At 38.9% G+C, this 12,438-nt stretch carries 12 protein-coding genes and 1 rRNA gene; all 13 read right to left on the reverse strand.

Translation table 11 applies throughout. From position 1 onward, the window contains the following. A 16S ribosomal RNA gene (locus ACIQZI_RS23385) occupies positions 1-73 on the reverse strand; the annotation flags it as partial. A gap of 395 nt (positions 74-468) precedes the next feature. Further along, a complete protein-coding gene (gene lysS, locus ACIQZI_RS23390) occupies positions 469-1,950 on the reverse strand; it encodes a lysine--tRNA ligase (RefSeq protein ID WP_403078043.1) in 1,482 nt (493 codons plus the stop codon). Between the two features lie 192 nt (positions 1,951-2,142). Then, the gene (dusB, locus tag ACIQZI_RS23395; RefSeq protein ID WP_403078048.1) at positions 2,143-3,141 is read right to left on the reverse strand and encodes a tRNA dihydrouridine synthase DusB; all 999 of its coding nucleotides are present in this window, start codon (positions 3,139-3,141) and stop codon (positions 2,143-2,145) included. A gap of 28 nt (positions 3,142-3,169) precedes the next feature. Next, complete coding sequence (locus ACIQZI_RS23400) at positions 3,170-3,385, reverse strand: helix-turn-helix domain-containing protein (RefSeq protein WP_062187695.1); 216 nt, start codon at positions 3,383-3,385, stop codon at positions 3,170-3,172. Beyond that, the gene (gene folK / locus ACIQZI_RS23405) at positions 3,337-3,864 is read right to left on the reverse strand and encodes a 2-amino-4-hydroxy-6-hydroxymethyldihydropteridine diphosphokinase (protein WP_062187700.1); all 528 of its coding nucleotides are present in this window, start codon (positions 3,862-3,864) and stop codon (positions 3,337-3,339) included. Before folK ends, ACIQZI_RS23400 begins: the two co-directional genes overlap by 49 nt. Position 3,865: 1 nt before the next feature. After that, entirely contained in the window at positions 3,866-4,225 is a 360-nt protein-coding gene (folB, locus tag ACIQZI_RS23410; protein WP_403078052.1) for a dihydroneopterin aldolase, read from the reverse strand. Further along, positions 4,218-5,054, reverse strand: coding sequence for a dihydropteroate synthase (gene folP, locus ACIQZI_RS23415; protein ID WP_403078054.1), 837 nt, complete (start codon positions 5,052-5,054; stop codon positions 4,218-4,220). The genes folB and folP overlap by 8 nt, the downstream gene beginning before the upstream one ends. A 279-nt stretch (positions 5,055-5,333) precedes the next feature. Beyond that, the gene (cysK, locus tag ACIQZI_RS23420) at positions 5,334-6,260 is read right to left on the reverse strand and encodes a cysteine synthase A (protein ID WP_403078057.1); all 927 of its coding nucleotides are present in this window, start codon (positions 6,258-6,260) and stop codon (positions 5,334-5,336) included. Positions 6,261-6,462: 202 nt separating this feature from the next. Continuing rightward, positions 6,463-7,341 (reverse strand): Hsp33 family molecular chaperone HslO, encoded by an 879-nt coding sequence (gene hslO, locus ACIQZI_RS23425; RefSeq protein ID WP_403078060.1) that lies wholly within the window; start codon positions 7,339-7,341, stop codon positions 6,463-6,465. Between the two features lie 53 nt (positions 7,342-7,394). After that, positions 7,395-8,162 carry a type III pantothenate kinase gene (locus ACIQZI_RS23430; RefSeq protein ID WP_403078062.1) on the reverse strand — a complete coding sequence of 256 codons (768 nt, stop codon included), beginning with the start codon at positions 8,160-8,162 and terminating at the stop codon, positions 7,395-7,397. 140 nt (positions 8,163-8,302) lie between these two features. Beyond that, positions 8,303-10,351 (reverse strand): ATP-dependent zinc metalloprotease FtsH, encoded by a 2,049-nt coding sequence (ftsH, locus tag ACIQZI_RS23435; protein ID WP_403078065.1) that lies wholly within the window; start codon positions 10,349-10,351, stop codon positions 8,303-8,305. A gap of 110 nt (positions 10,352-10,461) precedes the next feature. Beyond that, on the reverse strand, positions 10,462-11,007 hold the full coding sequence (gene hpt / locus ACIQZI_RS23440; protein ID WP_403078146.1) for a hypoxanthine phosphoribosyltransferase: 546 nt from the start codon (positions 11,005-11,007) through the stop codon (positions 10,462-10,464). A gap of 32 nt (positions 11,008-11,039) precedes the next feature. Beyond that, positions 11,040-12,434: a tRNA lysidine(34) synthetase TilS gene (gene tilS / locus ACIQZI_RS23445; RefSeq protein WP_403078068.1), complete on the reverse strand. Its 1,395-nt coding sequence runs from the start codon at positions 12,432-12,434 to the stop codon at positions 11,040-11,042. Between the last annotated feature and the right edge of the window lie 4 nt (positions 12,435-12,438).

The following is a 12,438-nucleotide window of genomic DNA, read 5'->3' on the forward strand; positions in this document are numbered from 1 at the left end:
TCATTCGCTCGACTTGCATGTATTAGGCACGCCGCCAGCGTTCGTCCTGAGCCAGGATCAAACTCTCCAAAAAGTGTTTGACTTGCTCATTTGTTGTTATAGTGTGTACTCACTTCAATTTAAACGTTGGCGCTTTGTTTTGTTCAGTTTTCAAAGAGCAATCTTTGTCGTTTCTCTCAGAAGCGACTTTTTTATATTAACATGTCGTTTATGTAAGAGTCAAGAGTTTTTTTAAACAAACTTAATGTCTTTGTAACTCGTTCTTAACAACAGATATAAATATAACACCATAATAATGATTACGCAAGACTTTTTTATAATTCCTCTAAAATTATAAGTTAACATATAAAATTCACTTAGCATACAGGAATGAACCATTGCTTTATTAAAGAACATCATAATTTTAAAACTATTATAAACAAAGGACCGAGCAGATATTATCTAAACGGTCCTTTGTTATATAGGAAATTAACGTTGTCTCATAAGTGGGAATAATAACACGTCACGGATGGATGGAGAATTCGTTAATAGCATGACCAGACGATCAATCCCAATTCCTAATCCTCCAGTTGGCGGCATTCCGTATTCAAGTGCTTCAATGAAGTCTTCGTCCATTTCATGCGCTTCATCATTACCTTGCTCTCGTTCTTTTAGTTGTGCTTCAAATCGTTGACGTTGATCTATTGGATCATTTAGCTCAGTGAATGCATTTGCATGTTCACGACCAACAATAAATAGTTCGAAACGGTCTGTAAATCGTGAATCTTGCGGATTCTTCTTGGCTAATGGTGAAATTTCAACCGGATGACCAAAAATAAAGGTAGGTTGAATAAGCTTTTCTTCTACCTTTTGCTCAAAGAATTCATTAACAATATGTCCAAATTCCATTGTATCTTTCACTTCAATACCGTGTTCTTTAGCCAATTGTTGCGCTTCTTCCTTGCTCATCGTTTTCCAGAAGTCTACACCTGTATACTCTTTAACTGCATCAACCATATGCAGACGTTTCCACTCAGGATTTAACTCTATTTCATAATCTCCATATTGAATAGTAGTTGTACCTAATACATCTTTTGCAATATGAGCAATTAAGTTCTCTGTAAGACTCATGATATCTTGATAATCTGCGTATGCTTCATATAATTCAATCAAGGTGAATTCAGGATTATGACGTGTAGAAACACCTTCATTTCTGAAGACACGACCAATTTCATATACTTTCTCAAGACCACCGACAATCAGGCGTTTTAGATGAAGTTCAATCGCAATTCTTAGATTTAAAGGCATATCTAATGCGTTATGATGCGTTTCAAATGGACGTGCTGCCGCTCCACCTGCAATAGAATGTAATAAAGGTGTTTCTACTTCAAGATATCCATGATCATCTAAATATCTTCTCATTGATCGGACAATCTGGCTGCGTAAAATCAACGTGTTTTTACTTTCTTCATTTGTTATGAGGTCAACGTATCGTTTACGGTAACGCTCTTCAACGTCTTTCAATCCGTGGAATTTATCTGGCAGTGGACGAAGAGCTTTCGTTAAGAAAACATAGTTAGTCGCTTTAATTGATAATTCTCCTACATTTGTTTTGAAAACCAATCCAGTAATACCAACGATATCCCCTAAGTCTGTTTGTCCAAATGATTGATATTGTTCTTCTCCAACAGCATCCAGTCTTACATAGATTTGAATCTGTCCTGTCAGATCTTGCACATGGGCAAATCCAGCTTTACCCTTTCCTCGTTTTGTCATGATACGTCCAGCAATTGTCACTTCAATTTCTTGCTCCGCTAGATCCTCCTTCGATACTTCATTATAAGCTTGTATAACTTCCTTAGCTTGATGAGTTCGATCGAATCTGCTTCCAAACGGATCTTGTCCATTACCCAAGATTGCTTGCATTTTATCTCGTCTAACCTGTAATTGGTCATTTAACTCTTCAGTCATGAACGTTCATCTCCATTTTTCTATTTCTCTTTATATTGATTCGCTACTAAATTTAGATACTCTATTATTTTTACACAAAGTAAAGTAATCGAACAGTCTTTTCCCTTAAAAACATCCATATAAAAACTGCCAGTTATCTCTGGCAGTTAGTTTAAGCGTATTATAGGTAAACAGGGAAGTAATGTCAAATTATTAAGCCATTTGAATTGTTGGCTCTTTCGCTTCAATTTCTTCCACCATATCGTATAGAAGTGTGACAACGTCTTCTCTTGTATTACATTCATTTATTCCTTTTCTTGCCTTCGCATTGCCGGGGACCCCTTTTAAATACCACGCAGCATGCTTACGCATTTCTCGAACAGCAATATTTTCGTTCTTCAAGGCAATTAGACGATCCATATGAAGGACGCATACATCCATCTTCTCACGCACTCCAGGTTCATCTATCAATTGACCTGTCTCAAGATATTTCACTGTGCGATAAATCATCCATGGGTTACCTAGTGCAGCTCTCCCAATCATGACACCATCTACTCCAGTTTCTTCAAGCATTCTTTTTGCATCTTGAGGTGTTTCAACATCCCCATTACCAATAATAGGAATATTTACGGAATTTTTTACTTCACGAATGATATCCCAGTTGGCCTTTCCTTCGTACATTTGAACACGCGTCCTACCATGAATGGCTACAGCACTGCCACCTGCACGTTCAACAGCTTGAGCATTCTTAACAGCGAAGATATGCTCATCATCCCAACCTATACGCATTTTTACAGTTACCGGTTTGTCCACTGCATCTACTACCGCTGATACCATATCATAAATTTTATTTGGATCTAACAACCATCTAGCACCCGCTTCGCATCTGATAATCTTCGAAACAGGACATCCCATGTTGATGTCGATAATATCAGCATTCGTATTCTTATCAACGAATTTCGCTGCTTGAACTAATGATTCCTTTTCACCACCAAAGATTTGCAAGCTAAGTGGGTTCTCTCTTTCATCTATATAAAGCATATTCATCGTTTTTTCATTTTTTAAATTTATCGCCTTGTCACTTACCATTTCCGCACAAACAAGACCTGCTCCAAACTCTTTTACCGTCAATCTAAAAGCAGAGTTACAAACACCAGCCATTGGCGCAAGAACGACCTGGTTATTCATTTCAACATTTCCAATCTTTAACACACTTTTACCTCCTTCATTGTTGTTCAATTTATTCTTTATCTTCAATTGGCTGAAGTTCCTCTACTGTTATTCCCAGTGCTTCTGACAACTTAAGTAATAATTCATCTGAGGCAAAACGATTACCTCTTTCAATTTCGCCAAGAAGAGATACAGAAATACCAATTTCCTTCGCGAAACCTTCTTGAGTGAAACCTTTTAATTTTCGAAAAGCGCGTATGCGCCTTCCCCACTTTTCTGCTTCCATAGTTGGACTCCTTCTTTATCCTCTAATTTCTCAAGAATATCGTTTAAAGGTGTATCTGTAGTAGGTAGCATGATAGTTGGATTTATCTCTAATAACGGAACGAGCACAAACGCCCTTCCCACCATCCGAGGATGCGGTACAGAAAGTCTCTCTGTCTCAATATTTTCATGATTATATAACAAAATGTCAAGGTCCAACGTTCTAGGTCCCCAACGAATTTCCCTTTTCCTTCCTAATTTCCGCTCGATTTCCTGGCAAACATTTAGTAACTCAACTGCACTTAATCCAGTATTGACTAGTATAACCGCATTTAAAAACTGTGGCTGATCTATATATCCAATGGGTGCAGTTTCATACAATGAAGATGTTTGTAAAACTTTTACTTCTTTTTCTTCATGTAATAGTCGAATGGCTTCTTTTATATATTCCGAACGATCCCCCACATTAGAGCCAATTGATAAAAACGAATAATTTTCCATGTTATCTTCCCCTTTTAATCTCAACCGCCACAGATTGATAGTGTCCAGGGATTGGCGGATCGGGTTTATACACCTTTACCGTACATGTTTGCACCTTAGAAAAGCGTGAAAGCAGTTCTGACGTTATCTTTTCAGCAACAGCTTCTACTAATTTAAATGGTTTCCCTTCCACTATTTCCTTACACACTTCATATAACTCACCATAGTTAATAGAATCCTCTAGCTCATCACTTATACCTGCTGTAGCTAAATCAGCTTCTACAACCAAGTCTACATAAAAGCGCTGTCCTAGACGTGTCTCTTCCAAAAACACACCATGATAGCCGTAAAACTGCATATTATTTAGAAAAATTTTATCCACTGTATTCTCCCTTTCCCATCAGGGCATCCATCATCTTCGCTACACGTGCCATTTCCTTCACATCGTGTACCCGGATCATTTGGCACCCTTGCTGAATCCCAAAACAAATTGTAGCAGCAGTTCCTTCCATCCGCTCATTCGGAGGTAAGTCAAGTACATTTCCAATCATGGACTTCTTGGAAGTAGCCAATAGTACTGGATACCCTAACGCAACGAGCTTATCTAGATTTCTCATCATTTCCAAATTCAAAGAAACATCTTTAGCAAAGCCAATTCCAGGATCAAGAATGATATTTTCATCTAAGACCCCTGCATTTTTCACAAGCATAATACTTTCATATAGATCATTGAAGGCATCACGCATAAAAAGTTGATAATCAATCTTCTCACGGTTATGCATTAATATAATCGGCACTTGAAACTCTGCAGCTACCTTAGCCATGTCAGAATCCGCCTTCGCTCCCCAAATATCATTGAGAATGTGCGCACCTGCTGCCAACGATTCCCTTGCCACAGCAGACTTATACGTATCGATCGACATCGTCACTTCAATATTCCGTGTAATTGCTTCAATAATAGGCACGACCCGTTCAATTTCTTCTTCATCTGAAATTTTATCATAGTTAGGGCGGGTCGACTCTCCACCAATATCTATAATGTCTGCTCCATCCTTAACCATTTGCTCAGCATGCTTTAGAGCATGATCAATACGATTATAACGTCCCCCATCAGAGAATGAATCTGGTGTGACATTTAAAATTCCCATAATTACTGTTTTTCTACTAAAGTCCAACGAATACGGACTATATTTACTATTTACTAATGGCATGTATCGGTCCCCTCATTCTAATAAAATCCTTATATAACGAGTGTACCATAAGACGTCTTCGTATTTAAGAATGGTCGATAATATACGCCACAAGCCCAGGTAACAGAAACCCGCATCAGTGTGATAATACTCATCTGCTACCACTTCTATTCACTTACCTTATCCCAAAGACTGTCCCATAGAAAAAAGGGTCTGACCTCACATTCTATATACAGTTTATTTAAACTGTATATAGAATGTGAGGTCAGACCCTTATAGACATCTTTTTTTAATTAAACCTTAATCAAAGTGATATAAAGGTGTACTTAGATAACGTTCCCCATTATCCGGAAGAATGGCTAAGACCTTTTTACCTTTACCTAATTTCTTCGCCACTTGCATCGCGGCGAAAATAGCTGCGCCCGAAGAGATTCCACCTAGGATTCCTTCCTCTTGTGCAACACGGCGTGCAGATTCAAACGCTTCTTCTGTGCTAACAGTAATCACGTCATCATAAATTTCAGTATTTAAAGTTTCCGGAACAAATCCTGCACCAATTCCTTGGATTTTGTGCGGACCAGGTTTACCACCTGATAAAACAGCTGAATCCGTAGGCTCAACTGCATAGATTTTAATATCTGAGTATTTCTCTCGCAAGACTTCACCTGCACCAGAGATAGTCCCTCCAGTACCAATACCAGAAATAAAGGCATCCAGTTTTTCTTCTCCAAATGCTTCTACAATTTCAGGACCAGTCGTGTTGCGATGCACTTCAGGGTTTGCTTCATTTTCAAATTGTTGTGGGACGTAGTAGCCATTTTCCTTTGCAAGCTCATTCGCTTTTGCAATTGCCCCTTTCATCCCATCAGGACCAGGCGTTAACACTAATTCCGCTCCATATGCACGTAACAGGGAGCGACGCTCTATACTCATTGTTTCAGGCATGACAAGTATCGCTTTATATCCTTTTGCTGATGCTACCATTGCTAAACCGATACCTGTGTTACCACTTGTAGGCTCAATAATGGTATCACCACTTTTTAGTTTACCGCTTTTTTCCGCTGATTCAATCATAGCTAAAGCAATGCGATCTTTTACACTGCTTCCCGGGTTCATATATTCAAGTTTTACATATATGTCCGCACTATTCTCATCTTGTAGTTGATTTAATTTTACAATTGGCGTTTGGCCGATTAATTCAGCGACAGAATTTACAATATGTGTCATTATCCACACTCCTAATACCTAGTAATTTCATTGGTTTAATATAAATCATACACCGATAGCGCATAACTGTCAATCTATTTGAACTATTCTGCCTATTAATCAAACCTAGTTGTAAGCAAAATACCACCAGAATTCCCCATCCACTAGTACATTCGACCTAAATGAAAATGGGCTTCTATTGGAATCCTCCCTACTCTCTCTTTTACTTTAACTCCTCAATTAATGATTCAAGATCTTCCTTCGAGAAAAGATAGGTCTCATTACAGAAATGACATTGAGCCTCAGCCTTACCATCTGTAACGATCATATCCTGAATCTCATCTTTACCTAAACTAACTAACGTATTGGAAATTCGTTCGCGGGAGCATTGGCATTTAAATTGAACAGGCATTTTTTCAAGTAACCTGACATTTCCTTCACCTAATACTTCATCAAGAATTTGCTCTGGTGTTAACCCCTGTTGAATCATTTTCGAAATAGGTGTGATTGTTCTTAATCGTTCTTCAATCGCAGTTATCGTTTCATCTTCTACTCCCGGCATAAGCTGAATAATAAAACCACCAGCAGCAAGAATCGTATTATCAGGATTAACTAAGACACCCACTCCAACTGAAGAAGGGACCTGTTCAGATGTTACAAGATAATATGTGAAGTCCTCTCCAAGTTCACCAGACACTAGCGGTACTTGGCCTGTAAAGTAATCACGGAGTCCAATATCTTTTACAACTGAAAGCATTCCGTCCGTCCCTACCGCTCTCCTTACATCAAGCTTCCCATGATCATTGAGATCAAAATGGGTCTGAGGATTCGCTACATATCCTCTCACTTCGCCTTTGGCATTCGCATCAACTAAAATAACCCCGAGTGGACCGCCACCCTCAACCTTAATGGTTAGTTTTTCTTCTCCTTTAAGCATGGCCCCTAACATTAGACCCGCTGACATTGAACGACCAAGTGCAGCAGATGCAGTTGGCCATGTATAATGACGCCGCTGTGCTTCTCCTACTGTTTTTGTCGTTGAAACTGCATAGGCACGAACTTGGCCATTATAAGCTAGAGCTTTTACTAAATAATCTTCCATCTCCATATGCCTCCTATTTGGTAAATTTAAAACTTACCGTCTGCTAAAAAGGATTATCCTTGATTTTTCTTATAGATAAATTGTAAACCTTTTAATGTTAAAAAGGGATCGACGACGTCAATAATTGTGGATTCATTGGCAACTAATTGCGCTAATCCTCCTGTCGCAATCACTTTAGGCGGAAACTTACTTTGGGCCTTCATCCTAGAGACAATCCCCTCTACCTGCCCAACAAACCCATACAATATTCCAGCCTGCATAGCTGTTATTGTATTTTTTCCAATAATTTCATCCGGACGCACAATCTCAATCCTAGGTAATTTAGCTGCTCTTGAATATAGAGCTTCCGTTGAAATACCAATCCCTGGGGCTATCGCTCCCCCCATATATTGTTTATGCTCATCAATGTAGCAATACGTCGTAGCTGTACCAAAGTCCACAATAATCAATGGGCATTCATATTCATAAATACCCGCCACAGCATTAACGATTCGGTCAGCCCCTACCTCTCTTGGATTGTCATACTTAATATTCAAACCCGTTTTAACTCCTGGTCCAACAATAATTGGTTGAATACCGAAATATTTCTCGCACATATTTTCAAGAGCAAACATAATAGGTGGAACAACAGATGAAATAATAATCCCATCGAAATCTTCAAAGCAAATCTGTTCGTGTTCTAATAGTGACTTAATCGTCATGCCATATTCGTCTTCTGTTTTATGGCGGTTCGTCTCAATACGCCAATGAAATTTTAACTCACTTCTTTCATATACCCCTAACATGATATTCGTATTACCGACATCTAAAACAATAATCATCGATCTCACCACTCCGGCAAATTATTCTCAAACATCATAACATAATGCTCGGTTTAGACGCTAACAGGCGGACTTTCCATGTTTATTTTCTCCCGGAATAGGAAAAGGTATTTCCTCGGAAGGAAATACCTTTTACATGTTTATTTCTTCTGATCTTCTTCGCTAGGAAATGAATTAGGTACATCATCAGAATGCTTCTCTTCGATTGGTGTATCTCGAAGAGAATCGTTCGTTACTTCTAGGTTCTCTGGATTTCTTTCATCCAAAGGCTTAAGCAACGCTTCCTTCTCTTCTTTCTTATTGATGGTAACTTTCAGGTCACCATCATTGCCCAATCGACCGTTAAGAGCTGTATAATCACGTTCCGGCAATTTGCCATGGTCATAAAGACCTTTGATTTGTCCAGCATCCAATGTTTCGATTTCCAATAACGTTTTTGCAATAAGATCTAATTTATCACGTTTTTCCGTGATGATATTTTTCGCTTTTTGGTAAGACTCTTTAATAATTCGTTGAATTTCCAGATCAATTTCATAGGCAATCGCATCTGAATAATTCTGCTCATTATTGAAATCACGCCCTAAGAAAACTTGACCTCCTTGAGACTGCCCAAACTGAAGTGGTCCAAGTTTATCACTCATCCCATATTCAGTTACCATGCTGCGTGCAATGGCAGTAGCCCTTTGAAAGTCATTATGAGCGCCTGTGCTAACTTCACCGAAAACAACTTCTTCAGCTACACGCCCACCTAAAAGTCCAACAATTTTATCAAGAAGCTCCGGTTTTGTCATAAAGAATCGATCTTCCTTAGGAAGCATAACCGCATAACCACCAGCTTGCCCACGCGGAACAATCGTTACTTTATGGACTGTTTCAGCATCGTCTAGAACCAACCCAATGATTGTATGGCCCGCTTCATGCCAAGCGACGATATTACGTTCTTTCTTAGAGATAACACGGTTTTTCTTGGCCGGTCCTGCAATAACCCGATCAGATGCTTCATCAAGATCGGACATGTCGATTTTCTTCTTATCTTGACGGGCCGCTACAAGAGCAGCTTCGTTTAATAAGTTTTCTAAATCGGCTCCGGAGAAACCTGGAGTACGTTGAGCGATTGCTTTTAAGTCAACACTTTCTGCCAAAGGCTTGTTGCGTGCATGAACTTGCAATACCGCTTCACGCCCTTTAACATCTGGACGCCCCACCGTAATTTGACGATCAAAACGACCTGGACGCAATAATGCAGGGTCCAGAATATCTGCACGGTTTGTTGCTGCTATAATGATGATTCCTTCATTTCCACCGAAACCATCCATTTCAACAAGTAACTGATTAAGTGTTTGCTCACGCTCATCATGACCGCCACCTAGACCCGCACCACGCTGACGTCCAACCGCATCAATTTCATCAATGAAGATGATACATGGAGAGTTCTTCTTCGCATTCTCAAACAAGTCACGAACACGAGACGCGCCGACACCGACGAACATCTCAACGAAGTCAGAACCGCTAATTGAAAAGAAAGGAACTCCTGCTTCTCCCGCAACTGCTCTCGCAAGCAAAGTTTTACCTGTTCCCGGTGGTCCTACAAGTAAGACACCTTTAGGAATACGTGCACCTAGCTCAACAAATTTCCGAGGGTCTTTCAAGAATTCAACTACTTCAACAAGTTCTTGCTTTTCTTCATCCGCACCCGCTACATCATTGAAACGTACCTTTTTCTTGTCATCATTATACAACTTCGCTTTGCTTTTCCCAAAGTTCATAACACGACCGCCGCCGCCTTGTGCCTGATTAAGCAAGAAAAAGAATAAAATAAAGATGATCACGAAAGGTATAATAGACGTGAAGAATGTCACCCATCCGCTTGTTTGCTGTGCAGGAATTGTTTTAATAGCAACTCCCTTTTCTTCCGCAAGATCGTATATACGAGTTTGCGTAACCTCACTATTTGTTACATAGGTAAAGAATTTATCCGTGCCTTTTTTGTAATCTCCTCTGATTTCATAAACATTGCGTACAGGCTGGATTTCGAATGATTTTAATTGCCCTTTTTCCAATTGACTATAAAATTGGTCTTGAGATATTTCTTTAGTCGGCTCATTATTCGTATTAAAAATACTAACAATTCCAATGATGACTAAAAAGATGAGTAAATAAAATATTGTATTACGGAAGATCCGATTCATCCCTTACCTCCTCCCACTGGTAAACAACTATAGTAAATAGTATCATAGAAAATAATGGAGTTACAATTATTTAACATCGCTACGTGATTTAAAGAAAATCGTATATTAAATCATTCACCTTTTTCGTAAATTGCTGGTTTAAGAATGCCGATATACGGAAGGTTGCGATATCTTTCCGCGTAATCTAGGCCATATCCAACCACAAATTCATCTGGTACGATAAAACCAGTATAATCAGGTGTTATGTCAGCCTTTCTTCCAGTAGGCTTATCTAACAATGTTACGATACTTATTGATTTTGCTTTTCGATAACGGAAAAGTTCTGCAAGATAGCTAAGCGTTAGGCCGCTGTCAATGATATCTTCGATAATTAAAATATCACGACCCTCTACAGATGCATCCAAATCCTTAATAATTTTTACTTCACCTGAAGATACTGTGGAATTTCCATAGCTGGAAACATCCATAAAATCCATTTCTAAATGTGCATCGATACGTTTTAATAGGTCACTCATAAATGGCATTGCACCTTTTAAAACTCCAACAGCTAAAGGAAACTTATCTTTATACTCGTGCTCCAACTGCGATGCTAGCTCTTTAATTTTATCCTGTAGTTCTTCCTCAGTGATTAACACCTTTTCAATGTCGTTTTGCATGGTCATTGTAATTGATTGCCCCCCAAGAAGATTTAAGCTTTATGATATTCTAAATAAATAAAAGATTGTTCATCATACGTATCAACAAACTCCAGATTGGACTTTTTCAGACCAGGAATCCAAACAATCACCCCTGATTGATCAGTTAGTACTGGCCAGTTCCGCCTCATTTGCATCGGGATTTTTTCATTAATAAAAATATCCTTTAGCTTTTTTGTATGATTGCCTTTGCCCTTTATAACCATATTATCACCATTCCTTCGGTTACGGGCGATGAGTGGCAGTGTTGTTTTGTGGATAGGCAGGTAAAAAGAATGGTTTCCAGCTTGGCCAGAAATTTCTTCTAAATACTGTGCTTTAATTTTAAATCCATTCGGTAGAAAGGTCTCTCCAGGAATCGTGATGGTAACGGAATAATCAGAGCTTTCTTTTTGTTGAAATCGAAACGTACACGTTTCATAAGATTTCTCACAAATAAGCCCTTCCGGAAGATGTAATTCTGCTGAAGGATGGGGATTAAAAAACAAAGCAGAAAGCTGGTCAATATGTACTGCTGAAAGTGATGATGGTCTCTTTATATAAAGATAGTTTAATATTAGTTGAATCGCTCTTCTTTGTAAAGGTTTTGGTATCATAAGTAGCTGATTCAAATCAATTGAAGACTCACTCTTCGTTTTACTAAGCCAAATCTTTTCCATATAGCGATTTGTCATTTGTTGCAAAAGTTGTTCGTCCTCAGCTAATTCTTCACTAAACCTTTGAAAATGCTCATGTACTTTTGGATTTTCCCGTTTCAAAGCCGGTAATACATCATGTCGAAATCGGTTCCTCACGTAATCATTATGTTCATTACTTGGATCTATTCGAGGAGTCAATTCATAGCGATTGGCATATGCATTGATTTCCTCCTTTGTCACAACAAGGAAAGGTCTAATAATCTCTCCGTTTAGAAAGGGGCGCTTGACGGCAATGCCTGCTCGCGCCATTCCTGACGCTCCTCTCGTCAGCCTCATAAGCATCGTTTCAATTTGATCGTCACCGTGATGACCAAGTGCTAAGATGGACAGTTGATACTTCTTCATTACCTCTTCAAAAAAAGCATATCGAAGATTTCTTGCTGCTAATTGCGAACTGTCACCTGTCTGTTCCATATAAGCAGGTACATTTATTCTTTTTCCCTCAAATGGAATATTCCATTCCTGACAAGTTTTCTCTACAAACTGATAATCCACATATGATTCTTCTCCCCGGAACATATGATCGACGTGTGCAACAACGAGTTCTAGCTCCAATTTTTCTCTTAATGAACAAAGAAAGTGCAGAAGAACTAGTGAATCAGGTCCACCAGAAACACCTACAAGTAGTCGGGATTTTTGTGGGATTAATTGATACCGTTTTATCTCAGACAATACTTTTTGTGCAAACATCCTA

Source organism: Peribacillus sp. NPDC096379, assembly GCF_044762875.1.
GTDB lineage: Bacteria > Bacillota > Bacilli > Bacillales > DSM-1321 > Peribacillus.